Below are 25,677 nucleotides of genomic sequence, written 5' to 3'. Positions count from 1 at the left end.
CCGAGTCCCCCGGGACTCAGCCGAGACGTTCGACGACGTAGTCGGCCAGGCGGTCCTCGGAGGTGAGCGTGTCCTCGGTGAGGTCCTCGTCCTCGAACGTCACACCGAAGCGCTCCTCGAGGAGAAGCAGGAACTCCAGCGCGTCCAGGGAGGTGAATCCATAGGCTTCGAGGAAGTTGCTGCTGTTCTCATTCACCGTGCGACCACTGGAGGCGGCAAACTCCTTGGCGATTTGATGGATCTCCTGGAGCACTTCGTCGCGGTTCACAGACAGCCTTTCATTCGTTCGGACAGGTGACAATCTAGTCGGTGGGTCAGAAGCTGTCCATCCTGACCAGGCTTCAAAATGCCTCGCCAGCGGCCTAGTTGGCGTCTGCAAGCAGACGGTCGAGCCAGCGATGGTGATGCTGCAACGCCAACTCGTTGCGTCCGAAGACAAAGTGCGTATTCGCCCCCGAGGGCAAAGCCGCCTGCACGTCGAATCCGGTGCGATAGTCCTCGTCCGCCACGCCTCTTTCGACGAGTTCGCTGAACTCCGCCGTGTAGCGCCGGTCCTCTTCGGTGACCGGTGGCACGCGCGTCAGGATGGTCTGCACGGTACGGCTCCGGTCCACACCCGGACCGGGCATGATCTGGGAGACCACTCCGTGTCCTTCCCAGGCGCCGGCGATCGACACGTTGGGAAAGACGGTGTAGACCGTGCCGCAGTGCGCGGCGGGTTCCCATTTCTCGACCGGGATGTCCCGCAGCGTCTTCAGCGACTTGACCGGGTACAGGATCCGCTGGTGCGGCCCGAAGGAGTCCACCACCATCAGGTTCGAGGTGGACGTCGGGGCGAACGTGGTGCGGTGCAGCGCCTGGATGTGGTAGCTCTCCAGGTAGCCGTCGAAGGCCACCTTCCAGCCGGGACCGGCCAGTTCGCGCTGCTCGTACACATGCCACTTGTCGAGTTCGAGCCGCTCCAGCTCGCGCGCGTAGTCACCGAGCCAGGCGGTCAGGTCGATCGTGGCGCCCGGGGTGAGGCACACCCAGACAAAACCGAGGCTCTCCGTGACGGGCAGGGGCCGCAACCCCAGCTCCCCGGTGTCGACGTCCCCGAAGGTCGCGGGCTTGTGCACGGCGACGAGTGCGCCCCGGTCGTCGTACACCCAGGCGTGATAGGGACAGCGGAAACGGTGCCGGGTGCCGGTTCCGGCCGGGCAGAGCTGGGCGCCGCGGTGGCGGCAGACGTTGAGGAACGCCCGTACGACGCCGTCCTGTCCGCGGGTGAGCAGGACCGGGGTGCCCAGGACGTCCAGGGCCTTGTAGGAGCCGGCGCCCGGGAGTTCGACGGAGAGCGCGAGGGCGAGCGGGACCCGTTTGAAGACGAGGTCGACCTCCCGCCGCCACCGCTCGGGGTCGAGGTATTCCGCGACGGGGACCCGCAGCACGTCCTCGGCCTGGTCCGTCGTGCCGGCCTCCAGGTGCGCCAGGGCCCGCTGCGCGAGGGCCACGGCCTGCGCGTGGTCGATCACGGCTCCCACCTCCCGTTTCGTTCCGATGCGTGCAATGCGAAGAACTCCTGGTAGAGGAGCACCTGGCTGTCGAGCATGTGGCGGCCGTGCACCACGGGCCGCCCGCTGTCCCTGGCGGCCTTGAGCAGGGCGGTCTCGGCCGGCTTCATGATGATGTCGGCGACCACGCAGTTACGCGGCAGGCGTGCCGGGTCGAAGGGGAGCGGGTCACCGGGGCGCATCCCCAGCGGGGTCGCGTTCACCGCGATGTCGACGCGGTCGCCGTCACCGTCGAAGTCGCCCTCCACGCCGCCCCGCACGCGACCCGGCCAGCGTGCGTCCAGGCGGGCCAGTACGTCCTCCTGGCGGGCGGAGTCGGGCTCGTACAACCGGAGTTGGGCAACGCCTGCGGTGAGCAGGGCCGCGGCGACGGCCCGTCCGGCGCCGCCGGCCCCGGCCAGGGCGACGGTCGTGCCGGCGGGGTCGTGGCCGTTGTCGCGCAGGCCGTGGACGAAGCCGGCCCCGTCGAAGTTGTCGGCGAGCCAGGTCCCGTCGGGGTTCCTGCGCAGGGCGTTGGCGCTGCCGGCCACTTCGGCGGCCGGGCCCAGCAGGTCGGCGTACCGGCACACCTCGATCTTGTGCGGCACGGTGACGAGGATGCCGTCGAGGTTGTGCATGTGGCGCAGTCCGCGCATCACCTCCCCCAGGCCGTCGGGGCCGACGTGCACGGGAACCAGCACCGCGTCCCGCGCGGTGCGCGCGAACAGGTCGTTGAGCAGGCCGGGGGCGCGCACCTGGGCCACCGGGTCGCCCAGGACCACGTAGAGCCGTGTCGTGCCCGATATCGCGCTCGGGCCGGGCAGGGCGTCGGACATGGCGCTCCTCAGGCCGGGGCGGGGGCGGGGCCCGAGGGCATGTCCGCCAGGACGGAGGAGACCACGTGCTCGTCGACGCCGGGCACCAACTCGACCCCGCTCGGGCCGTCCAGGACGAACGTCAGCGTGGAGTCGGCGTCCTGCCCCTTCTTCTTGTCGCGGCGCATCAGCTCGACCAGGGTTGTCACGGGCACGCCGGACGGCAGCCAGGTGGGCAGCCCGAAGCTCTCCACCATCTCCTGGTGCTCGGCCACCCTGTTTCCGCCGATGCGCCCCAACCGGCCCGCGAGCAGCCCGGCGAACACGGTGCCGACCGCGACCGCCTCGCCGTGTCGCCAGGCGTAGTCGGTGGCGCGCTCGATGGCGTGGCCGAGGGTGTGGCCGTAGTTGAGGATGTGGCGCGGGCCCTGGTCGCGTTCGTCGCGGGCGACGACCGATGCCTTGAGCGTGACGCTCGCCACGATCTGCTCGGTCAGGTCGAGCCCGCGCAGATCGCCGGCGCCGATGAACGCACAGCGGGCTATCTCCCCGTAACCGCTGAGCAGTTCGCGCCGGGGCAGGCTGTGCAGGAAGTCCGTGTCGCACAGCACCGCGCTGGGCTGCCAGTAGGCGCCGACCAGGTTCTTGCCCTCGGGCAGGTTGACCGCGGTCTTGCCGCCGACGCTGGCGTCGACCTGGGCGAGCAGGGTCGTCGGCAGGTGCACCACCTTGATTCCGCGGTGGTAGAGAGCGGCGGCCAGGCCCACGGTGTCCGTGGTCGTGCCGCCACCGCAGGCGATCACGGCGTCGGACCGGGTCAGCCCAGCCCCGACGAAGGCGCGGCAGTAGGTCTCGACCGACGCGAGCGTCTTGTGCCGCTCGCCGTCGACCACCGGCACCACCGCGAACGGCACCCCCGGGTCGGGGAGTTCGCTCTCCGGCACGCTGCTCACGACGGCGACGCGGCCGACACCCAGCTCCCTCAGGACGGCGGGCAGCAGTCGGCGGGCGCCGGGTCCCACATGGACGGCGTAGCCGTGGTCTTTCAGCCTGACGTCGATACGGCGGGCACGGGCTTCCGTCCCCCCGCTCCCCGCCCGTGAACGGATTACGCTCATGCCTTCGGTGCCCCCGTGCCTGTCCGGCCTTGACCGACGGCATGCTACGCACAGGTGCGGATCAAGGTCCACCCCTGACGAGGGAAAACCGCCAGTTCCGGTCCTGTACAGGGCATTTGGCGCTGGGGCGACGGCAAGTAGGGGCTATGGCCGTGGGGTTGACGAGCGGTTAGTGTTGACCGGTCGAGCGAACCTGTACCGCAAATTCCAAGCCGACCGCAAATCGGGGACTTACATGCGCCTTAAGGAAAAGTTTCGTGCCGCCCTTACCGCCTCGGCGGCCGAAGGCGGACGACTCCCGTTCCTGATGAACGACATGGTCATCGAGGAACAGCTTTGCCAAATGCGCTGTTCCTACTGCCTCACCGAGGAGTACAACCTCCTCATGAACGTGCCCGACGCACGGCTGCGCCTGACCACCGACCGCCGTCAGGACTGGCACGAGATACTCGACATGTACCACGAGCACGTGGACGCGCCCATTCTGCGGCTCTCCGGCGGTGAGTTCTTCTGGCTGAAGGGGTCCACCGAGTTCGTCCAGGAGGCCAGCCGCCGCTATGAGACCGTCCAGGTCATCACCAACGGCGTGTTCCTCAACGAGCGGCGCATCGAGGCGCTCGCCGCGATGGGCAACGTCCAGCTGAACATCTCCCTGGACGGGCACACGCTGGAGCTGAACCGGCACCGGCTGCCCCCGAAGCAGGCGAAGCTGCACGACGTCATCATGCGCAGTCTCCACGCGGCGGCAGAGGCCGGGCTGCGCATCGACATCCAGTCGGTGCTCACCGACGCCAACTACGCGGGCCAGCTGGAGTTCGCCCAGTATCTGCGCGACGAGGTCGCGGGCAGCACCACGCTGTACTTCTTCCCCGTGCGCGGCGACACCGCCGAGCGCATGGGCCCGCCGCCCGGCGACCACCTGATGCCGCTGGTGGAGCACTACGACGAGTTCGCGGACGTCCTGCCGCCGCGCGCCTACGTCGAGCACATGGCCGAGCAGCTCAAGACGAACGTGCGCACCCTCGGCTGTTTCGTCACGGCGACGATGGCCCAGCTCTTCGGCCAGGGCGACGTCTCCGCATGCCCGCACGCCTGGGTCAAACCGATGGGCAACCTGGCGCAGGACCGGAAGCTGCTGCTCGACCAGTACGGCTCCCACCAGCACTACGACCTGTTCATGCACGACCGGCCGCGGTTCAGCTTCTGCAAGACGTGCGCCACGCCGTCCGACGTCATCAACCTGTTCTTCCTGGACCGGATCACGGAGGAGGAGATCGGCGCCACGCACCTGTACTCGGGGGAGCGCTCACGCGCCCGGTTGCGGGAGCTGAAGGAGACCTTCCGGCCGGTCATCTCCGGCGCTCCCGCAACCGGGCAGGGAGTCGCTCAGAGCGCCAGCTCCTGATCGCATTCGGCGTCGGCGTACAGCGCCGCGATGAGTTCCTGCACCTCCAACGCCTGAGCCGGGGCCACCGTGCGGCCCCGGGCCCGGCCCGCCACCGTGTCGAGGAAGCCGCGGATCGCCGCCAGCTCGGGCCGACGGTCCTCGGCCGTGACCGTGCCCGCGGCGCTGCGGACCTCGCCGCGTCGCAGGTCCAGCACGGTGCTCTCGCCGTTGGCCGCGGTGGCCTCCAGGGTGAGGCCCATGACCCGGCTGCGGCGATCTATGCGCAGCTTCGCGGGGCCGGCCGGGAACTCCAGATCGGCGATCACCCGCTCCTCCACACCGGCCGCGTCGACCCGGCAGGAGACCGGGCGAGGCCGGCCGAAGACAGTGATCAGCAGGTCCAGGGCGTGCGCGCCGAGGTCGACCAGCGCCCCGCCGCCGGCCCGCGCCGCATCGCCGTACCAGTTCGTCACCGGCCGCCACAGCCGCTGGCCGGCCGTCGTGAAGGTCAGGGTGATCTCGCAGGGGCCCTCGGGCAGCGCCTTGAGGAACGCCGGCACCAGCTCGTGGAAGCGGTAGGGCAGGTTGACCGCGAGCCGGTCGGCGCCCGCTGCCTCGGCCAGCCGGCGCGCCTGAGAGAGGTCGGCGGCCAGCGGCTTCTCGCACAGGACGTGCGCCCCGGCCGCGAGTGCCGCCAGCACGGGCTCGGTGTGGGCGTCGTTGGGGGTGCACACCGCCACCACGTCCGGCCTGCCGACCGTGAGGAACTCCTCCAGGCTGGTGGTGACCAGGACGCCGTCGGCCGCCGCGCCGAGCACCGAGCGCGCGCTGTCGGCGTCGGTGTCGCAGGCGGCGACGAGGGTGTACTCCTCGTGGTCGGTGACGACGGGCAGGTGGTAACGCTGGAAGACGCGACCGCAGCCGACCACTCCGTACCGCAGGGTCATCGGCCCGCTCCCGCCGCGACGAGGGCCTCGGCGCCGCAGATGCGCTCCACCCGCTCGCCGAAGTCCTCGAAGGACTCGCCGAGGTGCTCGGCGTCGTAGTCGGCCACCAGGTCCCGCAGGTCGGCGGTGAGCCGCGGGCCCAGGTCCGGCGGGTCGGTCTCGGCGAGGACGAGTCCGTAGTTGATGAAGGCGAGGAACAGCTCCGGCAGCCCGTTGCGCCAGGCCCGCAGCCGGCTGAGGAAGGCGCGCGGGTTGTGCTCCGTGCCCCGTAGCCGGCGGGCGCCCAGTGCGATCTTCTGGGCGATGAACGGCAGGACGTTCTCCTTGCGGTCGCTGATCTCCTCGCCGACCTCGCTCCAGGCGCTCCACAGGGCTTCGACGCGGGGGTCGGGCACCTGGTAGTCACGTCGAGCGGTGCGCAGGATCTCGTAGGCGGCGCCCTCCATGCCTTCGATGTCGGCCAGCGGCAGCGGCTTCTCGATCTTGTCGTACATCTCGGTGCCGCGCAGTGCGATCGCGCGGTTGATGAGGAAGAACGGGTTGTCCGCCTCGTGGATGCGAGCTGCCACGATGAACTCGAGGTTCTCCCACAGCTCGTCGATGGTGGTCCTCGGCTCGATCATGATCCAGCCCGGGTCAAGGCCGAGGCCCTTGCGTTTGAACATGCGGGCGGCGTCCAGGTTGTAGGCCACCGTGGTGCCCTTCTTGAACCGCCGCAGCATGCCGGGCGACCCGGACTCGATGCCCAGCAGCGCGGACGAGAGTCCCGCCCGGTGCAGCAGGTCCAGGGCCTCGTGGTCGATCAGCCCGGAGTCGACCCGGAACTCGCAGTGGAACTGGAACTTCAGACCACGGCTGAGGACGGTCTCGGCGAACTCGACGGCGTGGGCGAAACCGTCGCCGAACGCCCCGCCGAAGTTGTCGTCGTTGAACCAGATGAAGCGGGTGCCGAACTCTCTCTGCAGGTACTCGATCTCGTCGACGACGTCAGCGGGGGGACGCATCCGCCAGAAGCCGTCGACCACTCCGGGCTGGCGGGGTGCGTAGCAGAAGGTGCACTTGGCGTGGCAGCCACGGCTGGTGAACGTGGAGGCCACGGGCGTCGCGATGCCCGCCGCCCGGTGGTACTCGAGCACGTCACGGGCCGGCCAGACGAGGTTGGCGAGGTCGGGCAGCACCGGCATGCCGCTGCTGCGTACCCGGTCGCCGTCGCGGTAGAACAGCCCGGGGGTCTCCCGCCAGTCGGCGCCGGAGGTCAGCCGGTCCATGATGCCCACGACCGTCAACTCGCCCTCGCCGAAGGTGACGCAGTCGGCCTCGGGCACCTGCTCGGCGATGAGTTTCGCGTTGTACGTGCAGAAGGCGCCGCCGATGGCGATGAAGACGTCCGGGTCGGCGATCCGCGCGCACCGGATGAGCCGGATGGCGTCGATGATGTGCAGGTCGTACATGATGCTGATGCCCACGAAGCGGGGGCGCTCCCGGCGGATGAGGTCGATGATGGCCTCGTCGCTGGGCGTACGGCCGTGCAGGTTCAGCGAGGTGACGGAGTGTCCGGCGTTCCGAAGGTATCCGGTGATGCAGGCCAGACCCAGGTTCTCCCGGACTTTCTCGTAGAAGATCCGCAGTGCCGGGTCGAGTTTGACGTACTCCTCGTCGGTGACGGTCACGTTCTGGTTGTTCAGGCTGAGTGCTCCGGTGGCTATCTCACGCGGAGTCAACAGCACGACGTCCGACATATGACCCTAACCCTTCCCCGTGGTCCGTAAAGAAGTCGATGCAAAGAAGCGGAATCACCGCCACGCCCGGAGGATCGCCGAGGTGTCGTGCCGCACGAGTGTCACTTCAGTCGTTCCCGTCACCGAGACCGACGCGGGGTGCGTCGTGCCGACCACCGTATCCGCCATGCGCACTTCATGGCAGGTATCCATCTGTTCGGGCCAGGTCAGCACGGCCGGTGGCAGCGCGGGATCCGACACCTGCAGTCGGCGCAGCGGAACGCGCAGGCCGACGCCGATCGCCTTCAGCACGGATTCCTTGCGTGTCCAGTAGCGCAGGAAGGCCGCGTGCCGTTCGGCGGGCGGGCGGGCGCGCAGGGCGGCCAGTTCCGTGTCGCCGAGAACACGGGGGGCCACCCTTTCCACATCGGCGCCGGCACCGTCCTCGACGTCGAGCCCGACCTCCGCGCCGCGGCAGACGGCGACCCCTATCACGTCGCCGCTGTGCGAGACGGAGAAGCGGACGTCCGCGTGGGCGCTCCCCGCCGGTACGTCGAGCGTGACCTTGCCGTGCGGTCCGCCGCAGCGCGGACACACACGCCGCAGGGGTACGTCGGCGGGCGGCAGGCCGAGCAGTTCGGCGAGCGCCAGTCGGCTGATGGCACAACCGCCGAGGAAGCGGAGCCTGTTGGCGGGGTCGACCGTCGCCTCGTATCGGCCGAGTTCCACGGGATCGAGCAGTCCCACCAGCCCGGGGCGCGCGTCGGGCAGGCGGCCCCACCACACCTGCACGGGGCGCGGCGGGCGGTCCGCCCCTGTCACGCGGTGGCCTTCAGCCGCACTTCCCCGACGAGCCGGAATCCCATGTGCGGCACCTTGAGGATCTGGGCGCCCGAGCCCACCTCCCGGAACCGGGCCCGCAGCGCTTCGATGACGTCCCGCGGGTCCTCGCCGGTCAGCCGCAGCAGATCGGGCCGGGGGACGATGACGGCCCGGCGGTCGGCGAGCGCGCGGAGCGCCTTCGCCTCGGCCTCGGACAGCCGCACGGACGCGGACGGGGTGGTGAGCATGCCGGTCTCGTCCAGGTCGAGGACCTGGGCGGACGCCGGGGCGGCGACGTCCCGCAGGTAGGTCAGGAACGGCACGAGGCGTTCGACGTCGAGGGGCGCGGCCATGACGAAGCCGGCCCCCGAACGGACCGCTGCCAGCGTGCCCTTGGCGGTCGGCGCCGACTGCACGAGGACGACGTAGGCGCCTTCACGGGTTATCTCGCGCAGTTCGAGCGGAGCCGAGCCGTCCGCCTCGGCGGCCACGAAGGCGACGAGGAGATCGTCGGCGACGTGCGCGGCCATTCCCCGCGGGTCCCGCGCCGCAGGCTCCTTCAGCGGCAGTCCGGTGCGCTCACACGCCTCCCGCAAGCAGACGGCCTCCGGCGCACCAAGTCCCCGGGTGAGTACGTACATGCTGTTCGTGCCTCTCGTCGCGTGCGGATCACAGACCTGTCGTGTGTTCTTCCCGTCGTTCCCTTCCCATAGTTCCATGATCGACCCTTGGTCTACACTCCTGCGCATGCCAGAGCGCCCCTCCCCCGCCCCCTTGGTCAGGCGCACATCGCACGCACTCGTGGCGGACGACCGGCCGATTCGGCTGCCGCACACCGAGTTCGACGGCACCGAGGTGCGGTTCCTCGGCGAACCGGTCGATCCGGACCTCTTTCCCGCGGCGGCCGCACAACTGTGGCACGCGTGCGACGGCACCCGGCCGTACCGCTCCTGGCCTTCCCTGGAACGGGAGTTGATCGCCGGCTGGTACGCGGCGGGCCTGGTGGTCGCGGCTCCGCCGCCGCGCCCGTACCCCTCACGCGCCCTGATCTGTCTCTCTCCCCACCCGGACGATGCCCAACTGGCCCTGGGCGGGCTGCTCGCCCGGTTCGGCGGCCGGGTGGTGGACGTCTTCTCCCAGGAGACCTGGACGCGCCGCCCCTACTATCGGAGCCGTCCCGCTCTCGCCTCCCGACTGCTGTTGGAGGAGGAGCGGGTGGCGTGCGGGGTGCTCGGCGCGGAGCTGACCGTGCTCGGCCAGGTGGACGCCGCCGACCGCTCCGCCTGGCGGGAGGGGTACTTCCTCGAACCGCACGATATGGCGGCGGCCCGCGCGACGGAGCCCGAGCTGTTCGAGCGCGTGACCGCCGATCTGGCCGCCGAGGTGGCGGGCGGTTCCCTGGTGCTCGTACCGCTGGCCGTGGGCGGGCATGTCGACCACGTCCTGACCCGGCAGGCCGCGCTGGAGCTGATCGCCCGAAAGGTGCTGGAGCCCGAACGGGTCGCCTTCTACGAGGACATGCCGTACTCGCTGTTCGCGGACGCCGAGGCCGAGGCCGGCCGGCTCGCCGTCGGCCCGGGGCCGACCGCGCTGGTCCCGGTGCTGATCCCGGGGTCGGAGGCGGTAGCACGCACCAAGCAGGAGGCGCTGTGGCCCTACCGGCTCCAAGTGCTGGAAGCCGTCACCAGACGAATCGTCCGCCACGGCCGGCAGCTCGGCGCGCCAGGGTGGGCGGAACGCCTCTGGGCACTGCCGGCGTCCGCCGGCGCCTTCGGGGACCTGGCGACCACGGCGGCGGACGAAGCCGCCGCGGCCGGGTGAGGGCGGCCACCGCATGCTGCTGCACACCCGGGAGTGGGGCACCGGCGACCGGATCGCCGTCCTCGTCCACGGCCTCATGGCCGACCACCGCACCTGGCACGAGCTGGTCCCGGTCCTGACCGGTCGGGGCTACCGGGTGGTCGCCGTCGACCTGCGCGGCCACGGCGGCAGCGCCCGGGGGGCATACGCGCCGCACCTGTTCGCGGAGGACCTGCTGGAGACGCTGCCCCGCGGTCCCGAGCTGGCGCTGGGCCATTCGCTCGGCGCACTGGCCCTGGCGCTCGCGGTGTCGGACCTGGAGCCGGAGCGTGCCGTCTACTCGGAGCCGGCCTGGCGGCTCGGCGGCCCGGACGGCACCCTCGACCCGGCCGTCTTCACCCTCTTCAAACGCGCGCCTCGGCTGCTGATCCGAAGTCTGCGCCCGGAGTGGGGAGAGCGGCAGGTCGCGGCGGAGTTGGCAGCCCTGGACGCCTGGGACGAGAGATCTGCGCTCGCCCTCTCCGCGTACCGTGCCGCCGATCACACACCGGAGAAGCCGGTCGTCCGCTCCCTCGTCCAGGCGGCGGAGCCGAGCACGCTGGTGAGCGGTGAGATGCGGGCGGAGCTGACACGGCGGGGGTTCGAGGTGCGGACCGTGCCGGACGCCACACACGCGATCCACCGGGACAGCTTCGACGCGTTCCTCACGTCGCTGTCGGGGTGGCTGTGAACAGTGCGGGTGGAGTGGGCCGGTGGGCGGGTCAGTGCACCGCGCGCAGCATGCGCGTCACGTTGATCCTCGTGGGGGAGAGACCCATTTCCACACTCTGCATCATCCGTTCGCCGTTCAGACGGCCGTAGGCGAGCAAGTCGACGTTGGCGAGGCTGAATTCCGGCCACGTGTGAATGCTCAGGTGCGAGGCAGAAAGCAGGAGGATAGCGGTGACGGCACCATTCGGGAAGACATGCGAGGCCTCACCGAGCACCGTGGCGTTTCCCTTTTCCGCGGCCGTACGCAGCACCTGGAGAAGGCGCTGTTCGTCGGTCAGAATACTGTGGTTACTCACCCATACATCGACTGCGTACGAGCACAGCTCGTCGACGCTTATGTCTTCGGTGGCGACACTGCTGGAGTCAGTCATGGGGAACCGGGGTCACGAATCGCTGCCCCCGTCTCCTTTCACATAGATCTGTGCTGGTCTGCGTGGTCGAAGCGGAAGGTCGGCGAGGTCGAGTGAGGCCAACTCACGGACGCCCGGCGGGCCACAGCGTAGCATCCGGGGTGTCCTGCAGCCCGCGGGAACCCGCGCGTCAAGGGGCGCGGGAGGTCACCTCGGATCGGCCAGGTACATACGGACGGCGATGGACGGCGAAGGAGCGGAGTTCTTGGAGCAGCAGGGTTCACCGGACCCGGGTTTTTCGGCACTTGACTGCATTTCAGCCACCTTCGGCATCACGGCGGCCTGGCTGGGCCGCGATCCGAGCGTACTGGGAGATCACTGGGGATATCACCGCAGGACGGACGCAGTCGACTCCGAATGGCCCGTGGAGCACCTCGGAATCCAGCGACGGACACCAGAGGAAACCCTGCGCGAATGGTATGGCCTGACCGCCGACCACGTTCACCACGCCGACTCTCAACGAGCCGAGGAATACATTCGGGCTCAACTGCGGGACGGTAATCCGGTGATCGCCTGGGTGGACACCTTCCATGTCCCCCACAGCTCTTTCCACCTCCAGCAGCACCATTCGCACCGGATCGTGATCCACCCCGGGGACGGCAACGACAAGGAGGAAGCCGGCGGTTTCCGGATCGTCGACCGCTACCAGGGATCCCTCTTCGACGGCTTCATGGAAAGGAGCACGCTGTTCACCGCCATGTCGTCGGACGCACTGGGCGAAGCCCGCAGAGGCGACCCCGACTGGCGCAACCGCACGGTGGTCGTGAAAGCCGGCACGCTCGATTCCGGGGAGGCCCAGGCTGCGCAGCAGGAAGCACAGCAGGAGCGGTTCCGCTCCGCCGTCGCCCGGAACGCGCACTCCTTCGCCGGCGCCGACCTGGTGACCGCGTGCGCCGACGAACTGCGCGCCGCCCCAGACCTTTTCACCTCACTCAGCCCCGTGGGCACGATCGAGGTCAGCGCCTGGTTCGGTGAGCTGGCCAGCCAGCGCGCCCTGAACGCGCGCTTTCTGCGGGCTGCCGCCGAGACCTGCGCGCTCCCGTCCCTGCACGAGCGCGCTGCCGACGCGGAGGCGCTCTCCCGGCGCTGGGAGATGACCCGGAACTATTTCTTCCTGCGCTTCCGGAAGGGGTCCGTCGCGGTACGGCGCATCGCCGACCTCATGACCGAGACGGCCGCCCTGGAACGGGACTGGAACGCGAAGCTGCGGAAATCCCTCGGCGCTCTGCCTGGCCAACGGCACCACCGAAGCCATGAGCCGCGTCCACGTCGGTAACGTCCCGACGCGCACGGTCCACCGCAAGTTCGGCTTCGACCGCGCTACCTTGACCCTGAAGTCGCACCTGCCGGAGGGCGACTCGCGATGAACCGGGTTCGCCTCGGCATGGTCGAGTACGCGGTCCGGGATCCGGACAGCACCCGAGTAACGTCACCCTCTTGATCGCGTACGGACTACCCTGCCCGGTACACGGGGGCACAGCCGTCCCCCGCAGGCCGCACAGCGTCGAGGAGCAGCCCGTGAACGACCTCTCCTACAGCGACTTCGAATCCGTACTTCGGCAGGCACTGCCCTTCCTCGACGAGGAGACACCCGTCGACGCCAACGCAAGTCTGACGGAACTGGGCCTGGATTCGCTGACGTTGCTCGGCCTGGTGGCGGAGCTTGAGGACCGGTTCTCGCTGGAACTGCCGGATGAGATGCTGGTCATGGAGACCTTCGCGACGCCGTCGACCCTGTGGAACGCTCTGTCGGAGCTACCCCGCTCCTGAGCGCCCGCACCCTTCGACAAGGGTGGTCCGTACGGGGCGTACCGAGACCCCGCCCGTGGTCATGTCCGCCACCCGCCCGGGTCATAGCAATGTCGCAATGCCGTGTGTACCCCCGCTGCCTGTCGGCACCGTCCAACCCCACCGAGCGCCCCGGCCACACCAACGCCATGGACCGGCTCGACGAGCGGAACCGCCTTCCCTCGTGAGGCGGCGTGCGGCATGCCATCGATCGTTGTCGACGTGATGCCTCACAGTCGCCGGACGCGCAGCACGCCCGTCAGCATCGGGAGGGTGAACTCGCCGCCCGCGGTCTCCGGCGTACCGGCGAGGTAAGCGCGGATCCGGCCCAGCGTGGCTTGTCGTTCCTCTTCCGGCATGACCAGCACCCCCGCGCGTGTCGCGATGGTCGCGACGAGAGAGTCGGCGGTGCGGCGCTGCCCGTGCGGGAACTCGGCCTGCTCCGGCGAGCCGAACCGGGCCGCGCCGGTCTTCGGGAGGTGCGCGTCGGCCGTTTCGGACCGCCAGCTGGTGGACGTGTCGCGCGGGCCGATGGCCGCGCTCCCGCTGACCCGTGCGAGGCCGGCAACCCAGTCGACCCGGTCGTCCACGACGTTCCACAGGCCGGCCAAGATGCCACTGGGTGCGAGGACCCTGGCGATCTCGGTTCCCGCGACGGCCATGTCGAACCAGTGCATGGCGTTGCCGGCCAGCACTGCGTCGACGGACGCGTTCGGCAGCGGTATCGCCTCGGCGCTGCCCTGCCGGGCACGGACAGCCGGCAGCGAGTGGCGCAGCTCGGTCAGCATCGCCGGGTCGGGCTCGACGGCGATGACTTCGGCCCCCAGTGCGACCAGCGCGGCGGTCAGCTTGCCCGTTCCGGCACCGAGGTCGAGCACGCGCGAGCCGGGCGCGGGTTCGAGCGCCCAGCGCACCGCGGCCTGCGCGTAGTCCGGACGGTGCTCGGCGTACGCGACTGCCGCCGCGCCGAACGACGAGGCATGAAGGAGCCGTTCGTCCTGTTCCATCGGGTTACCGTAGCGGCGCTGCCGGCAGTCGGCGCTCGGCCGGCGCTGTCACAGCCCGGTCGTACGCTTCCGCCATGAGCGTCTCTCTCTACTACAGCGCGCACCGTACGGCACCGCTGGCCGAGGCCGAGTCGGCCTCGGTCGCGCGCGTCGTCGCCGCGCACATGGAGTCGTTTCCGTATGACGACGAGGAAGGCCTGTACGTGTACGACGGGCGAGCGGCCGGGCCGGAGGAGATCGTCGCCGGGTCCACCAAGATGCCGCTCGATCCCGGCCGTCTGATGCCGGTGATCGCCCATGTGCTGGATTCCGTGACGGAGCTGCGCCGGGCCGTGCCGGATGCCGAGTGGCGCGTACACATGGACGACCTCGACGTCCCGTGGGACGAGACCGAGGGATACGCCCTGCCCGGGATGCGCGACCCGGACCTGATCGCGGAACTCGCGGCGGTCCACGACGGCGAGGGCAGGGCGCAGGGATGAGGGAGGCACACCGGGAGAAGGCCGCGGACCCGTTGCCGCCCACGCCTGAGCAGCGGCGTCTCATCGAGTTCGGCGAGGCACTGTACCGCCGCACCGCTCCGGACGCCGATCTCGGTCACGTCCTGCTGCCCGAGGACGATGCGGTGGCGGTCGTACACCGCGTACGAGGCGGTGGGACGATCCTCGTGGCGGCCGACCGGTCGGTTCTCTTCTTCGGCTCGGCGCGCGACATCAGTGCCGCCCTGATCGACTTCCGGGCCGGCCGGCGCACGCCCGTGGAGCAGTTCCAGTAGTGCCTCGGCTGCCGGGAGCCACGGGGCAGGCGCGGCCCACCTTGCCGCTGTGGAGGACCAGGGCGATGACCGAGGCTGCGAGGGAACCGAGGACGAACCAAGCGATGGCTCAGCACGTTGACCACCCGGCCGTTGGGGTCGCGCACGAAGAATCGCCGCACCCCCCACTCCTCGTCCCGCAGGGGAAGTGAGTTTGGCGTGAACGAGTCGCTGCCGCATGCCGTGCTGGACGACATCGAGCGGGTGCGGCAGTTCGGCGAGGAGAACGACTTTCCGTCCCCCTTGGCCGGGCTTCGGCTACGACCCCGAACTCGTTGCAGAGGCACGGATGGTCGCGGCCTCCGTGCTCGACGCCGAGGGGCCGCCCAGGACCACAGCCAGGTCCGCTGGGCGAGGCTGACGCTGCCGATCATCGTGAGTCGCCCGGTGAGCGTCGTAGTGCTTCGCCACCTCGGCGTACGGCTCGTCCGAGACCGAGCCTTACCGTGCCGGGCGGGCTGGAGGGTGGCCTCCACCAAGGCGAGGGCGGCGCGCTCGGCAGCGGTGAAGTACGGGGGGCATCCTGCCAGGAGGAGAGGGCAGTGATGCGCTCCTCGGACTCGCCCGCCTTGCGCAGGAAGCCGGTGCTCAGAATGGTCAGGTAGGGAGGTGCGGTCGCCGAGACGATCACAAGCGCTCAGTGGCGTCGTCGTCCGGCCTTTATGCTCTCGCAGTGGAGATCTGGACGGAGCGACCTGCGAAGTCTGACGTCGAAGCGGTCGTTCGCCGCTATTTCAGGCTGTTCCGGGATGGGAAGATCCCTGAGGCCGAACAGCTCGTCGATCACTCATCGGTCCGGCATGTGCTCAAGTCGCTGTGGGCCGGCTCGGTCAGAGCGAGCGCCGGTGCGGACGAGGGGAGTTGCGGCCTTGCTGCCGCCGAGTGGGAGCGGGACCTGTCTTGGCTCCGCGAGCTCGATCTGGGGGCATTCGCCTGGGGCCACACTGGCAGTCATGTCTACGTCGAGGTCACCTACCGCGCGCAGACGATCGAGGTGTCATTGGGCTTCTGGGTCAAGCCTACCGACGCCGGCTGGGTCGTCGCGGGACCTTCCACCCTCTGGTAGGCAGACGGAAGCCCGACACGATCCGGGTGTCGGCTCAGTCTCCCGCCGACGGACGACCATGGTTCCCGCAGGTTGAGCGGACGCGTCAGACTGTCGCGGTGCGCAGTCGGCCCCGCGTCTGCCGCTCCGCGTCTCTCACCGCGTTCCTCGATGACGCTGTTCCACCGATCCGGGACCGCGGGTCCGCGACGTCGCCGAAGGCGTCCTCGAAGGCCCACGGACAGGCCCTGGCTCGTGGGCTTGTGCGTGGGTAAGCTGCGCATCCGGACGATCTTGACTTGCCGAGGTCGTTGCCCCTGTCCCCCACATCGACTTCTTCAATCGGCTGGCTGGGACGCTCGCTGTGCGGATCCGGGCAAACTGCGAACGAATCGTCACACGGGAGACTGCCAACGCATGGATACGCCACCATCGCCGTCCGGGACAGAGCGGACTGACGGATCATCGGTCCGCATCGGCGCTCTCGTTCCGCTGACTCGGCCTGGCTGGGTCGAGGCAGGCCGACACTTGCTCGCTGGGCTCGAGTTGGCCGTTCGCGACGTCAATGACGTCGGCGGGATCGATGGAAGACCGCTGGAGCTGGTGGTCCGAGACACCGCGGCTGATCCGCAGAGGGCCGCGGCGGCCGTGGACGAGTTGGCTCGCCTGGGCGTGGCTGCCTTGGCCGGGGAGTATCACAGCGTCGTCGCTCGCGCCGCTGCCGCCAGGGCCGACGCCCTCGGCCTGCCGTTCCTCTGCTCGTCAGCGGTTCTCGACGCGCTCACCGAACAGCCGACGGAATGGGTCGCCCGCCTCGCCCCGGCGCAGTCCCACGGCTGGCGGATCTACGCGGACTTCCTCCTCGGCGCGGGCCACAGCCGCATCGCCGTAGCAGCCGAGCCGAGTGTCTACTGGGCATCCGGGACCGGCACTCTGCGGGACTGCCTCGCTCCCCGCGGCGGCACGGTCATCGAACTCGACACGCGCGCGCTCGCCCCCACGGCCGTGTGCGACGAAGTCGTCGACAATGGTGCGACAGCACTGCTTCTTCTGGTCGGCCACCCGGAGCCGGCGGTGTCGATCGTCAAGTCCGTCCGCCGCGACCCGCGCCTCGCCGAGATCCTGATCGGTGCTCCGGCCGGGCAACCGGAGTTCGCCGAATGGAAGACGCTGCTGGGCGACGACGGCGCCGCGATCCCGTTCCTGCGTTACCTGCCCGAGCGTCTCAGCGAACTCGGTGCACGAGCCGAGAGGGCCCTCCGCGAGCGACTGGCCGAGGCGCCCTCCTTCGTCGCCTTCGAGGGCTACGACACCATCGCCGTCCTCGCCGATGTGCTGCGTTCTCACGGCGTGGACCGGGCGCGGACCGCCGAATCCTGGCCGCGCGTCGCAGTCGAGGGCACCCGCGGAAAGATCCGGTTCTCCCGCACGCCAGACATCAGCGTTTGGCAATGGGCTTGGACGCCGGTCCAGGTCGTTGATCGAGATCCGGCGGATCCCGATCGCTTTCGGATCCTCCACGCCGGCTGAGCGAGCGCGGAGGTCCGACTGGTCTGCGGCGCGTCCGGTCCGCGAAGATCAGGCGGTGTGTCCCGTCCGCCGGCGATCCCATGAGTGCGGTGTCACGGCTGCCGGCGGACGGCAGTCTCCGAGCGGCGGTTCACTCGTCCGCGCCCGCGCCGCTCCGGCAACGGCCGCATGCCGCATGCCGCATGCTGGTAAGCGTGTCCTGACAGGTCACACCGCGGAGTCCAGGCGTCTGCGCTGCTCGGCGTCCAGCTCCAGTGACACTCCCGCGACCGCCTCGTCCAGTTGCCGGACCGTGCTGACGCCGACGATCGGCGTGGCGGCAGGGTTCCCTCCGGTCAGCCACGCCAGCACCACCCGGTTGCGGTTCGTGCCGGTCTCGGCGGCGATCTCGTCGAGCGCCGCGAGGCGGCGGGCGGTGCCGGGGTGGTCGTACTCCGTCGGAAGCGGCTTGTCCGCGCGGGTGTAACGGCCGCTCAGCAACGGTGTGTACGCCCATAGCTCCATGTCCGGGTGGTGTTCGAGGTAGTGGAGCACCTCGTCGGTGACCGCACCGAACCGGTGCACCACGGTGGGCCCGGTCCCCGGCCGCGGTTGCAGGTATGTGTGGTGCTGCTGCACCGCGGTGAAGCCGGCACCGCCGTGCGCCCGCGCCAACTGCCGCGCCCGCTCGATCTGCCAGACGGGGTAGTTGGAGCATCCGAGCCGGCCGACCGTTCCCGCGGACACCAGCTCGTCGAAGGCGGCGACGGTCTCTTCCAGCGGCGTTTCCGGATCGGGCTTGTGGGCCCAGTACAACTCGACGTGGTCCGTGCCGAGTCGCCGCAGGCTGGCCTCGATCCCGTTCTTGACGGCCCCGGCGGACAGGCCCTCGGCCGTCTCCGGGAATCGTCCGGCCACAGTCGGCTCGCAGCCCACCTTGGTGCTGATCCTCACGCGGTCACGGACGCCCGGCCGCCGTGCCAGCCAGCGTCCGAGCAACGTCTCGCTCTGCCCGCCGAAGCCGGTCGGATCGGCCCAGAACGCATAGCAGTTGGCGGTGTCGATCCAGACGCCTCCAGCGTCCACGAAGCGGTCCAGAAGTTCGAACGATCGGCGCTCGTCCAGAGCCGTACCGAACAGCATGGCCCCAAGGGCCAGTTTCTTCGTCATGTTCCTCACGCTAGGCGGATTCGGATCGGCGGTACGCTCCAATCTTGTGGCTGCTTCCCGGACCAATCTCGCGTGGGCGACACTGCTCGACGTCAGTCCTCCGGAGCGCGGGCGGCGCCGCCTGCACGATCGTCTGGCCCACGCGCTGCGCGCCGCGATCCGGGACGGCCGGCTGGCGGAGGGCGCCGCCGTACCACCGAGCCGAGCGCTCGCCGAGGAGCTCGGCTGCTCCCGCTGGGTCGTGACGGAGGCGTACGGGCAACTCATCGCGGAGGGGTACCTTTCCGCCCGGGTGGGTTCCGCCACGCGTGTCTCGTGGATACCGGACGCCGCGCCGCCGGGGCCTCGCGTGCCGCGCGAACCGGCGCGGCCTCCGATCCGGTACGACCTCGCGCCCGGCCTGCCCGACCTGCGGGCGTTTCCCCGCCGCCGCTGGGCGGACGCCGTGCGGGCGGTCACCGGCTCGGCCGTCCACTATGACCTCGGCCTGCCCGACCCCGCCGGGCACGCGGTGCTGCGTACCACCGTCGCGCAGTACCTGCGGCGCTCCCGCGGCGCGGACACGCGTGCCGTGTCCGTGTCCGTGTGCGGGGGCGTCACCGACGCCCTGGTCCGCACGTGCCGGGCGCTGCGCGCCGAGGGGATCGCCGATCTGGCCGTGGAACAGCCGGGGTGGGGGCGGCTGCGGGACGCGGCGACGAGTGCCGGCCTGCGCGTGCACCCGGTGCCGGTGGACCACGACGGCCTCCGCGTCGACCACCTCGCGCGGACACCGGCACGGGCCGTGGTCGTCGGCGCGGCCCACCAGTTCCCCACCGGCACGGTGCTGTCGCCCGCCCGCCGGGCACATCTGGTGCGCTGGGCCCGCGACGTGGACGGGTTCGTCATCGAGGACGACTACGACGCCGAGTTCCGCTACGACCGCCACCCGGTCGCCGTCATGCAGGGGATGGACCCCAGCCGGGTCTTCCTCCTCGGCTCGGTCAGCAAGACGCTGTCGCCGGCCCTCGGCCTGGGCTGGCTGGTCGCGCCCGACGCGATGACCCCGGCGCTCCGGGCAGCGAACCTCGTCGCCGCCGCACCGCCGGTGCTGGACCAACTCGCTCTCGCCACCTTCATCGACCGCGGGTGGTACGACGCCCACCTGCGCGCGGCACGGCGACGGTTCCGTTCCCGCCGCGACCTGCTGGTACGGACCCTCGGCGCCCAGGTACCGGAGGGCCGCGTCGCCGGTACCGCCGCCGGGCTGCACATCCTTCTGCACCTGCCGGACGGCGCCGACACCCGCGGGGCGGTCCGGGCGGCGGCCGCCGCCGGGCTACGCCTGGCGGACCTCGACGACTATCGCGCGCATCGGTCGGACGAACGCGCGCTCGTCCTCGGGTACGGCAACATCAGCGACACGGAGATCCCCCCGGCCGTCGCGCTCCTGCGGGACGCTCTGCGGTCACCGACGGCCTCGCCGCCCATGCCAACGAGACAGGCGCTTCCTGACGATCGCTGACATCAGGCCCACTCGTGGCCGGCGCTCCGGGGCCAGTGCCCTGGTGCGAGTCCCGTTCGCCCGGCGCACGCACCTGAACCCTCGCGCCCGCCCACGAGTTCAGCCGAAGCGTGTCGCTCACAGCCTGCTCAAGGCTGCCCTCACGGCCGGTGGATCACTCGCGCGGGCGACGTTGCGGATCGGCCAGGGATGTCTCGACCGGTAGCGGAAAGACGTATGGGCGACCAGTCTGGAGGTTGTTGTGGCCGATGAGTTCGCCTTGGGAGAGGTCCTTGCCGCTGCGGAGGACGCCGCGCCGATGGACTCCGTCGATGTCGTCGCACGTAACGTGCAGAAGCGCTTCGGGGCAGTCTCGGTTTCCTTCCTGTTCCTGGATTTCGTCGGCCAGGAGCTCGTGCGGCTCACCGCTGCCGACGACGCCGAAGCCGGCGGAACCAGCCCCGTGCGCATCCCCTTGCAGGGCAGCATCTACCAACTGGTTCTCCGTGATCAGCGACTGCACCAGGAGCAGGACGCCGAGGGCCGGCAGCGGGTCATCGCGCCGGTCACCAACCGTGGCGACTGCATCGGCGTCCTCGAGATGACACTCCCCCACACCGACGGGGAGGTGCTGCGACACGTGGCGGAGGCCGCCCACGCTCTCGCGTACATCATCGTCACGGACCGTCGCTTCACGGACGCCTACCAGTGGGGGCAGCGCACCACTCCGCTGACACTCGCCGCGGAGATCCAGCATCAGCTGCTTCCCTCCGCATCCTGCTGTGAAGCACCCCAGTTCACCGTCGCCTGCGCACTCGTACCCGCAGACGACATCGGCGGGGACACCTACGACTACAGCCTGGACCGCGATGCCCTGCACCTGTCGCTGACCGACGCCATGGGCCACGACGTCGACTCAGCGCTGCTGGCCACACTTCTGCTCGGGGCCCTGCGCGGCGCCCGACGCACAGGATGCAACGTCGCCGAGCAAGCACGTCAGGCCCACCAGGCGCTGCTTGCCCACGGGCGCGGCGCCATGGCGACCGGGCAACTGCTCTGCGTCGACCTCACGCGGGCACGCGTCGAACTCATCAACGCCGGCCATCCCTGGCCCCTGCGCCTGCGCGACGGCGTCGTGAAGGAGATCCCGCTCTCCGTCAACCTGCCCTTCGGCGTCCCCTCACCGATCCCCTACCGCGTCCAGGAATTCGACCTGCGCCCCGGCGACCGGCTCATCCTGCTCACCGACGGCATGCAGGACCGGGAAGCGGCCGCAGTCGACCTGTCCGCGCTGATGCGCCGGACTCGGCACCTACACGCGAGACAGACGGTCCAAGCGCTGACGGAGGCGGTGAGGGACGCCTGCCACGGCCGTCCGCGGGACGACGCCAGCGTCATCTGCCTGGACTGGCACGGCGAGGCCGGCGGTCGCTGACGCCACACGCGGCTTCCGCACCGCACCGTGTGCCCTTCTCGCACCATCAGCAGGGCACGGCGTCGCCCCGTCGCGGTGAACACTGCGCCGGTCGGCGAAGGAGGCGCTCGTCGACGTCGCCGCCGGAGCGCTGCGCTGGAGATCACCGACCCCGCCCGGCACGCCGCCGGCCCCGGCGCCGCCCCTCCCTGAGCAGATCCACCGTTCGGCCCGCCTTCCGACGGGCCCGCCGGTTCCAGGCCTGGCGGGGAGAACGCCCGCCTGAAGTGTCCCGTGGGCGACATGAGCGTACGGTTGCCAGAGGCGCAGGGGGCTGCCCTCTGCACAGGGAGAGGCCTGCTCCGAGATGGTGCGGCACGCCCTCCTTCCTCGCGGCGCATGCTCCCGCGGACCTCGCTGATCAAGCGGAAGGTTTCAGTCATGGGCACAGTCACCACCGACGACGGCACGGCCATCTTCTACAAGGATTGGGGTCCCCGCGACGGTCAGCCGATCGTCTTCCACCATGGTTGGCCACTGAGCGCCGACGACTGGGACAACCAGATGCTGTTCTTCCTGCAGCACGGCTACCGGGTGATCGCCCACGACCGCCGCGGCCACGGCCGCTCCACCCAGACGGCGACCGGCCACGACATGGACACCTACGCCTCCGACGTGGCCGCCCTGACCGACGCGCTCGATCTGCAGGGCGCCGTGCACATCGGGCACTCGACGGGCGGCGGCGAGGTCGCGCGCTACGTCGCCCGCGCCACACCGGGCCGTGTGGCGAAGGCCGTGCTCGTCAGCGCGGTGACGCCGGTCATGGTCAAGTCGGACTCCAACCCCGGCGGTCTGCCGATCGAGACGTTCGACGGGTTCCGTGCAGCCCTGGCCGCCAATCGCTCGCAGTTCTACATCGAGGTCCCTTCGGGCCCGTTCTACGGCTTCAACCGGCCCGGCGCGAAGGTGTCGCAGGGGCTGATAGACAACTGGTGGCGGCAGGGGATGATGGGCGGCGCCAACGCCCACTACGAATGCATCAAGGCGTTCTCCGAGACGGACTTCAACGAAGATCTCCAGCAGATCGGCGTTCCCGTTCTCGTCGCTCACGGCACCGACGACCAGATCGTCCCCTACGCGGACGCGGCGCCTCTGTCGGTCAAGATGCTGAGCAACGGAACGCTGAAGAGCTACGAAGGTCTCCCCCACGGGATGCTGTCGACCCACCCCGAGGTCCTCAACCCCGACATTCTCGAGTTCCTGCGGTCCTAGGTCCTGTCGGGGGCGGTGATCCGCGCCGCCGTTGCTCGGAACGCCGACCGGGCGGATTCGCCGCCGACGTCACGGACCCGCAGGCACGGGGCGGCTTCAGGCGTCGCGCCCGAGACCGCGATCGGGTGCGCTCATGTCCCCCGTCCCGGGCGTGCCATCGGCGAGCCCGTAGCGCAGGTACACGGTGCCCTTCGGACTGGCTACCGGCGGTTCGAGGAGTGTGACGTTCGTGGGCACCTCGCCACCGTCGAACACCTTCTTCCCGACGCCGAGCACGATCGGGTGCACCCAGAGGTCGAGACGGTCGAAGAGCTTCTCGCGCAGAAGGGTCTGCACCAGGTTCAGACTCCCGACGACCTTCACGTGCTCGTGCCGGTCACGGATCTCGCGCACCGCGCCGGCCAGATCCGGACCGAGCTGCGTGGACCCCGCCCACGAGAGGTCGGGCCTGCCGCGGGAGGCCACGTACTTCGGGACACTGTTGAAGAGCCTGGCGATCTCGTTGTCCTCGCCGCCCTCCTGGTGCGGCCAGTAGGCGGCGAAGATGTCATACGTCCGCCGGCCGAGCAGAAGGGCGTCGGTGCCCTCGTACGCGGCACCGACCTGCGCCCCGGCGACCTCGTCCAGCAGAGGCGCCTGCCAGCCGCCGAACGGGAACCGCACCGGGTCCTCGTCGGGGCCGCCGGGCGCCTGCCCGACGAGGTCGAGGGTGGCGAACAGCTCGATGTGGATGAGGCCCATGGCTTACTCCCGATGAGTGGGTTGTCCCGTTCGGGAGGTAGACCTGTGGGCGCTCTCAGACTCATCGCTGCGACGGCACCCGGCTTGGTACGCGTCGCACTCCCGCTCACGCCGAGCCGCCCGATACGGGCCCAGCATGGTCACGTCGCCCCGGGTCCTGTACCGCGCTCAGAATTCCTGCTGTACATCCCTGTGCCGCCCGGACGGCACGTCCGTGCTTCCCCAGGTGCGGACGACGACGTGATCGGTAAAGGCGTGCACCACACGATAGGCGGGGGCGGCCTTCGCCTCCCGTCGCTGTGCCGTGATGTACTGCTCCGCCTCGCGCCGGTCACGCCGGGGCGTTCCGCACAGCTGCCAGGCCTGGCCGTTCCACATTTCCGGGACCCACCGCTCCTGCGGCTGAGGGCGTTCCTCGCGGATGCCGTAACGCGATTGCACCCGCACCTCCCGCTCGGCGGCCGGGGGACTGTAGACGTCCTGGGATGTCGGCTTGGGTGCTGCCCGGCGCCGGGTCTCGCACAGCAGGCACAGATCGCGGGCGCTCTGGTCGACCGGGCCGGTCGGGTGCTCAGGGCAGCGCGTCGTCGGCTTCGGGCCGGTGATCGACTCCTCCAGGTGGGACAGGGCCCGCGTCAGGTCCGCCCGGATCTCGTGCAGCGCAGCGTCCGGGGTGTCCCGCGAGAGCTGTTCGCCGTGCTCGCCCAGGACCCGCAAGGCACGGCCCAGGGCCACAAGCTGCGCGTGGTTCACGTAACCCCTCCGTTTTCGGTCTGTGCCCCCGCGCCGTACCGGCCGCGTGGGAGGTGTCAGCCTACGCGGCGCGACGTGTCTCTCAGCATGCGCAGCCGCATCGCCTGCCACAGCTCGCCGGCTCCGCGGCTGCTGTCGGGGCGCTCGGGGTGCAGCATGGGGCAGCAGGCGCCGTGCGCGATCTTCGCTACGCCGTAGTCGCGGTGGTGGGGGCCGGGCCAGGCGATGCCGCCGGCGATGTGGAACACCTCGCCCAGCGCGAAGTGCCGGAACGGGTAGTCCCCCGGGACCAGGGCGATCCACGCCGGGTCAAGGGCGGGCTCGTCCGAGTCGCCCAGCACGCGGACAGGGTCAGGGCCTGCCTGTGGCCGGTAGGTGTTGGCGCCGTCGTAGTCGAGGGTGCGATGCCGGTGTGTGGGGAGCCCGCATTCCGTGCACCGGGCGGTCAAGCGCCGCCCCCAGCCCGGCATGGCCTCCGAAGAAAAGCGCACCCTGCCCCCTGCTCCTGTGGGCAACACGAGGACGTACAGCGCTCGGATCCCCAGCCGAAGTGACGAGCAGCCAGGATATCGGTCGCCTCTGACAGGCCCGCTCCTTTCCTACACCGCGTCACCTGCCCGTCCGCCCACGAGTGTTGGCTGCCACTGCGACCACCGACGAGGCGGTTTCCGCGTCCGTGGTGAGGCGCGCCTGGGGCGGGACGAACCCGCGGCCTGCGCCGGCATCGGTCCTCCGAGAACCGCTGTCGGCCGGGCTGGAGGGGAGCTACCCGCGTCCCGAACCGGTCGGCTTCCCCGCCGCGCAGCTCTACGTCGAACACGTCGTGCCGCTAGCACCCGGCGAGGAGGTGCAGGGACGACTGCGCTCAGCCGCTCGCATCACCCGGTCTCCTTCACGGCCGAGGAGCGTCGCGGTCCACCTCGTTCATCAGGGCCTGCACCAGGGCGGGTTGCAGCCCCAGGGCCAGGAACGTCACCCTCCCGTAGTCGTGCCGCACGATCTCGATCCTGTGGAAGGCCAGGAGCACCGACTGGTTGGTGAGCCTGTTCACTTCCCTCACGTCGTCCCAGGTCACCGCCTCCCGGACCCGGCCGAAGATGCTGGTGACGACCAGGCCGCCGGTGTAGAGGTAGCAGCGGTTGATGCCCCACCTCGCGGTCGCGCGATCCCATGCCGCTTTCAGGCCGAACACGGCGAGGACCACGGCCACCGTGACAGCGCCCCTGACGAACGCGTCCCGCGGCCTGAACCAGACCAGCGCACCGAGCAGGACGAGGGCCAGCGCGGCGAGCAGCCGCCGCGCCATCTGCGCGAGACCGCCCATCACCCCGGCGACGGGATAACTCCCGCGCATCTGGCCG

The 25,677-nt window shown here is 70.2% G+C and carries 27 protein-coding genes and 2 pseudogenes; 12 read left to right on the top strand and 17 right to left on the bottom strand.

Annotated elements, in window-relative coordinates:
• Positions 1–16: 16 nt before the first annotated feature.
• The 4 genes from ACFWJX_RS32680 to ACFWJX_RS32665 all read right to left on the bottom strand — a co-directional run bounded on the left by ACFWJX_RS32680 (position 17) and on the right by ACFWJX_RS32665 (position 3,465).
• Positions 17–268, bottom strand: a complete 252-nt coding sequence (locus tag ACFWJX_RS32680) for a phosphopantetheine-binding protein (protein ID WP_020129798.1) — start codon at positions 266–268, stop codon at positions 17–19.
• Positions 269–362: 94 nt separating this feature from the next.
• Entirely contained in the window at positions 363–1,514 is a 1,152-nt protein-coding gene (locus ACFWJX_RS32675) for an aromatic ring-hydroxylating dioxygenase subunit alpha (protein ID WP_383249936.1), read from the bottom strand.
• Entirely contained in the window at positions 1,511–2,368 is an 858-nt protein-coding gene (locus ACFWJX_RS32670; protein ID WP_383249935.1) for a shikimate dehydrogenase family protein, read from the bottom strand. The genes ACFWJX_RS32675 and ACFWJX_RS32670 overlap by 4 nt, the downstream gene beginning before the upstream one ends.
• 8 nt (positions 2,369–2,376) lie before the next feature.
• On the bottom strand, positions 2,377–3,465 hold the full coding sequence (locus tag ACFWJX_RS32665; protein ID WP_383249934.1) for a 3-dehydroquinate synthase family protein: 1,089 nt from the start codon (positions 3,463–3,465) through the stop codon (positions 2,377–2,379).
• 343 nt (positions 3,466–3,808) lie between these two features.
• Between ACFWJX_RS32665 and ACFWJX_RS32660 the strand changes: the two genes are divergently transcribed.
• Entirely contained in the window at positions 3,809–4,870 is a 1,062-nt protein-coding gene (locus tag ACFWJX_RS32660; RefSeq protein ID WP_383249933.1) for a radical SAM protein, read from the top strand.
• Here the strand turns inward: ACFWJX_RS32660 and ACFWJX_RS32655 are convergent.
• Genes ACFWJX_RS32655 through ACFWJX_RS32640 form a run of 4 tightly spaced genes read right to left on the bottom strand, consistent with a single transcriptional unit; the run spans position 4,852 to position 8,980 of the window.
• Positions 4,852–5,799 carry a Gfo/Idh/MocA family oxidoreductase gene (locus ACFWJX_RS32655; RefSeq protein WP_383249932.1) on the bottom strand — a complete coding sequence of 316 codons (948 nt, stop codon included), beginning with the start codon at positions 5,797–5,799 and terminating at the stop codon, positions 4,852–4,854. The genes ACFWJX_RS32660 and ACFWJX_RS32655 overlap by 19 nt on opposite strands.
• Complete coding sequence (locus ACFWJX_RS32650) at positions 5,796–7,538, bottom strand: B12-binding domain-containing radical SAM protein (protein ID WP_383249931.1); 1,743 nt, start codon at positions 7,536–7,538, stop codon at positions 5,796–5,798. Before ACFWJX_RS32650 ends, ACFWJX_RS32655 begins: the two co-directional genes overlap by 4 nt.
• Before the next feature lie 54 nt (positions 7,539–7,592).
• Positions 7,593–8,339, bottom strand: coding sequence for a 4'-phosphopantetheinyl transferase family protein (locus tag ACFWJX_RS32645; RefSeq protein ID WP_383249930.1), 747 nt, complete (start codon positions 8,337–8,339; stop codon positions 7,593–7,595).
• Positions 8,336–8,980: a hypothetical protein gene (locus ACFWJX_RS32640; protein ID WP_383249929.1), complete on the bottom strand. Its 645-nt coding sequence runs from the start codon at positions 8,978–8,980 to the stop codon at positions 8,336–8,338. The genes ACFWJX_RS32645 and ACFWJX_RS32640 overlap by 4 nt, the downstream gene beginning before the upstream one ends.
• Positions 8,981–9,086: 106 nt before the next feature.
• Here ACFWJX_RS32640 and ACFWJX_RS32635 point away from each other — a divergent pair, with 106 nt between their 5' ends.
• Entirely contained in the window at positions 9,087–10,160 is a 1,074-nt protein-coding gene (locus tag ACFWJX_RS32635) for a PIG-L deacetylase family protein (protein WP_383249928.1), read from the top strand.
• Positions 10,161–10,173: 13 nt separating this feature from the next.
• The gene (locus ACFWJX_RS32630) at positions 10,174–10,869 is read left to right on the top strand and encodes an alpha/beta fold hydrolase (RefSeq protein ID WP_383249927.1); all 696 of its coding nucleotides are present in this window, start codon (positions 10,174–10,176) and stop codon (positions 10,867–10,869) included.
• 31 nt (positions 10,870–10,900) lie between these two features.
• Here ACFWJX_RS32630 and ACFWJX_RS32625 read toward each other — a convergent pair whose 3' ends face one another.
• On the bottom strand, positions 10,901–11,281 hold the full coding sequence (locus ACFWJX_RS32625; RefSeq protein ID WP_383249926.1) for an S-adenosylmethionine decarboxylase family protein: 381 nt from the start codon (positions 11,279–11,281) through the stop codon (positions 10,901–10,903).
• 244 nt (positions 11,282–11,525) lie between these two features.
• On the opposite strand from ACFWJX_RS32625, the gene ACFWJX_RS32620 reads away from it, so the two are divergent.
• Together ACFWJX_RS32620 and ACFWJX_RS32615 are read left to right on the top strand one after the other, a co-directional pair.
• Positions 11,526–12,596 (top strand): BtrH N-terminal domain-containing protein, encoded by a 1,071-nt coding sequence (locus tag ACFWJX_RS32620; protein WP_383249925.1) that lies wholly within the window; start codon positions 11,526–11,528, stop codon positions 12,594–12,596.
• A 242-nt stretch (positions 12,597–12,838) separates the two neighbouring features.
• Entirely contained in the window at positions 12,839–13,090 is a 252-nt protein-coding gene (locus tag ACFWJX_RS32615) for a phosphopantetheine-binding protein (protein ID WP_383249924.1), read from the top strand.
• Positions 13,091–13,338: 248 nt separating this feature from the next.
• Here the strand turns inward: ACFWJX_RS32615 and ACFWJX_RS32610 are convergent, their stop codons facing one another.
• The gene (locus ACFWJX_RS32610) at positions 13,339–14,115 is read right to left on the bottom strand and encodes a class I SAM-dependent methyltransferase (RefSeq protein WP_383249923.1); all 777 of its coding nucleotides are present in this window, start codon (positions 14,113–14,115) and stop codon (positions 13,339–13,341) included.
• Positions 14,116–14,189: 74 nt separating this feature from the next.
• Between ACFWJX_RS32610 and ACFWJX_RS32605 the strand changes: the two genes are divergently transcribed.
• The gene (locus ACFWJX_RS32605) at positions 14,190–14,597 is read left to right on the top strand and encodes a hypothetical protein (RefSeq protein ID WP_383249922.1); all 408 of its coding nucleotides are present in this window, start codon (positions 14,190–14,192) and stop codon (positions 14,595–14,597) included.
• The gene (locus ACFWJX_RS32600) at positions 14,594–14,890 is read left to right on the top strand and encodes a hypothetical protein (RefSeq protein ID WP_383250034.1); all 297 of its coding nucleotides are present in this window, start codon (positions 14,594–14,596) and stop codon (positions 14,888–14,890) included. The genes ACFWJX_RS32605 and ACFWJX_RS32600 overlap by 4 nt, the downstream gene beginning before the upstream one ends.
• A gap of 101 nt (positions 14,891–14,991) precedes the next feature.
• Here the strand turns inward: ACFWJX_RS32600 and ACFWJX_RS32595 are convergent.
• Both ACFWJX_RS32595 and ACFWJX_RS32590 read right to left on the bottom strand, forming a co-directional pair.
• Positions 14,992–15,075: pseudogene (locus ACFWJX_RS32595) on the bottom strand (glyoxalase); the annotation flags it as partial.
• 247 nt (positions 15,076–15,322) lie between these two features.
• Positions 15,323–15,533: pseudogene (locus tag ACFWJX_RS32590) on the bottom strand (carboxymuconolactone decarboxylase family protein); the annotation flags it as partial.
• A gap of 69 nt (positions 15,534–15,602) precedes the next feature.
• Between ACFWJX_RS32590 and ACFWJX_RS32585 the strand changes: the two are divergent.
• Positions 15,603–15,995: a hypothetical protein gene (locus ACFWJX_RS32585; protein ID WP_383249921.1), complete on the top strand. Its 393-nt coding sequence runs from the start codon at positions 15,603–15,605 to the stop codon at positions 15,993–15,995.
• 396 nt (positions 15,996–16,391) lie between these two features.
• Positions 16,392–17,504 carry an ABC transporter substrate-binding protein gene (locus ACFWJX_RS32580; protein WP_383249920.1) on the top strand — a complete coding sequence of 371 codons (1,113 nt, stop codon included), beginning with the start codon at positions 16,392–16,394 and terminating at the stop codon, positions 17,502–17,504.
• A gap of 207 nt (positions 17,505–17,711) precedes the next feature.
• Here ACFWJX_RS32580 and ACFWJX_RS32575 read toward each other — a convergent pair whose 3' ends face one another.
• A complete protein-coding gene (locus tag ACFWJX_RS32575; protein ID WP_383249919.1) occupies positions 17,712–18,653 on the bottom strand; it encodes an aldo/keto reductase in 942 nt (313 codons plus the stop codon).
• Positions 18,654–18,699: 46 nt separating this feature from the next.
• On the opposite strand from ACFWJX_RS32575, the gene ACFWJX_RS32570 reads away from it, so the two are divergent.
• From ACFWJX_RS32570 to ACFWJX_RS32560, 3 genes are all read left to right on the top strand, one after another.
• Positions 18,700–20,157: a PLP-dependent aminotransferase family protein gene (locus ACFWJX_RS32570; protein WP_383249918.1), complete on the top strand. Its 1,458-nt coding sequence runs from the start codon at positions 18,700–18,702 to the stop codon at positions 20,155–20,157.
• A gap of 298 nt (positions 20,158–20,455) precedes the next feature.
• The gene (locus tag ACFWJX_RS32565; RefSeq protein WP_383250025.1) at positions 20,456–21,571 is read left to right on the top strand and encodes a PP2C family protein-serine/threonine phosphatase; all 1,116 of its coding nucleotides are present in this window, start codon (positions 20,456–20,458) and stop codon (positions 21,569–21,571) included.
• Positions 21,572–21,991: 420 nt separating this feature from the next.
• Positions 21,992–22,822, top strand: a complete 831-nt coding sequence (locus ACFWJX_RS32560; protein ID WP_383249917.1) for an alpha/beta fold hydrolase — start codon at positions 21,992–21,994, stop codon at positions 22,820–22,822.
• 96 nt (positions 22,823–22,918) lie between these two features.
• Here ACFWJX_RS32560 and ACFWJX_RS32555 read toward each other — a convergent pair whose 3' ends face one another.
• The 4 genes from ACFWJX_RS32555 to ACFWJX_RS32540 form a co-directional block, all read right to left on the bottom strand.
• A complete protein-coding gene (locus ACFWJX_RS32555) occupies positions 22,919–23,563 on the bottom strand; it encodes a dihydrofolate reductase family protein (RefSeq protein ID WP_383249916.1) in 645 nt (214 codons plus the stop codon).
• Positions 23,564–23,731: 168 nt separating this feature from the next.
• Positions 23,732–24,316, bottom strand: coding sequence for a hypothetical protein (locus ACFWJX_RS32550; protein WP_383249915.1), 585 nt, complete (start codon positions 24,314–24,316; stop codon positions 23,732–23,734).
• A gap of 56 nt (positions 24,317–24,372) precedes the next feature.
• Complete coding sequence (locus ACFWJX_RS32545; protein WP_383249914.1) at positions 24,373–24,657, bottom strand: hypothetical protein; 285 nt, start codon at positions 24,655–24,657, stop codon at positions 24,373–24,375.
• 551 nt (positions 24,658–25,208) lie between these two features.
• Positions 25,209–25,670, bottom strand: a complete 462-nt coding sequence (locus ACFWJX_RS32540; protein WP_383249913.1) for a hypothetical protein — start codon at positions 25,668–25,670, stop codon at positions 25,209–25,211.
• Between the last annotated feature and the right edge of the window lie 7 nt (positions 25,671–25,677).

The organism is Streptomyces sp. NPDC058335, assembly GCF_042723915.1.
Lineage (GTDB): Bacteria > Actinomycetota > Actinomycetes > Streptomycetales > Streptomycetaceae > Streptomyces.
The sequence above is the reverse complement of the archived record's forward strand: the minus strand, read 5'-3'. Positions and strand labels throughout refer to the sequence as shown.

Coding starts and splice junctions, on each gene's coding strand:
- ACFWJX_RS32670 (WP_383249935.1), bottom strand. CDS start 2,368: ATGTCCGACGCCCTGCCCGGCCCGAGCGCGATATCGGGCACGACACGG.
- ACFWJX_RS32665 (WP_383249934.1), bottom strand. CDS start 3,465: ATGAGCGTAATCCGTTCACGGGCGGGGAGCGGGGGGACGGAAGCCCGT.
- ACFWJX_RS32660 (WP_383249933.1), top strand. CDS start 3,809: ATGCGCTGTTCCTACTGCCTCACCGAGGAGTACAACCTCCTCATGAAC.
- ACFWJX_RS32655 (WP_383249932.1), bottom strand. CDS start 5,799: ATGACCCTGCGGTACGGAGTGGTCGGCTGCGGTCGCGTCTTCCAGCGT.
- ACFWJX_RS32650 (WP_383249931.1), bottom strand. CDS start 7,538: ATGTCGGACGTCGTGCTGTTGACTCCGCGTGAGATAGCCACCGGAGCA.
- ACFWJX_RS32640 (WP_383249929.1), bottom strand. CDS start 8,980: ATGTACGTACTCACCCGGGGACTTGGTGCGCCGGAGGCCGTCTGCTTG.
- ACFWJX_RS32635 (WP_383249928.1), top strand. CDS start 9,087: ATGCCAGAGCGCCCCTCCCCCGCCCCCTTGGTCAGGCGCACATCGCAC.
- ACFWJX_RS32630 (WP_383249927.1), top strand. CDS start 10,174: ATGCTGCTGCACACCCGGGAGTGGGGCACCGGCGACCGGATCGCCGTC.
- ACFWJX_RS32625 (WP_383249926.1), bottom strand. CDS start 11,281: ATGACTGACTCCAGCAGTGTCGCCACCGAAGACATAAGCGTCGACGAG.
- ACFWJX_RS32610 (WP_383249923.1), bottom strand. CDS start 14,115: ATGGAACAGGACGAACGGCTCCTTCATGCCTCGTCGTTCGGCGCGGCG.
- ACFWJX_RS32605 (WP_383249922.1), top strand. CDS start 14,190: ATGAGCGTCTCTCTCTACTACAGCGCGCACCGTACGGCACCGCTGGCC.
- ACFWJX_RS32600 (WP_383250034.1), top strand. CDS start 14,594: ATGAGGGAGGCACACCGGGAGAAGGCCGCGGACCCGTTGCCGCCCACG.
- ACFWJX_RS32580 (WP_383249920.1), top strand. CDS start 16,392: ATGGATACGCCACCATCGCCGTCCGGGACAGAGCGGACTGACGGATCA.
- ACFWJX_RS32575 (WP_383249919.1), bottom strand. CDS start 18,653: ATGACGAAGAAACTGGCCCTTGGGGCCATGCTGTTCGGTACGGCTCTG.
- ACFWJX_RS32565 (WP_383250025.1), top strand. CDS start 20,456: ATGGACTCCGTCGATGTCGTCGCACGTAACGTGCAGAAGCGCTTCGGG.
- ACFWJX_RS32560 (WP_383249917.1), top strand. CDS start 21,992: ATGGGCACAGTCACCACCGACGACGGCACGGCCATCTTCTACAAGGAT.
- ACFWJX_RS32555 (WP_383249916.1), bottom strand. CDS start 23,563: ATGGGCCTCATCCACATCGAGCTGTTCGCCACCCTCGACCTCGTCGGG.
- ACFWJX_RS32540 (WP_383249913.1), bottom strand. CDS start 25,670: ATGCGCGGGAGTTATCCCGTCGCCGGGGTGATGGGCGGTCTCGCGCAG.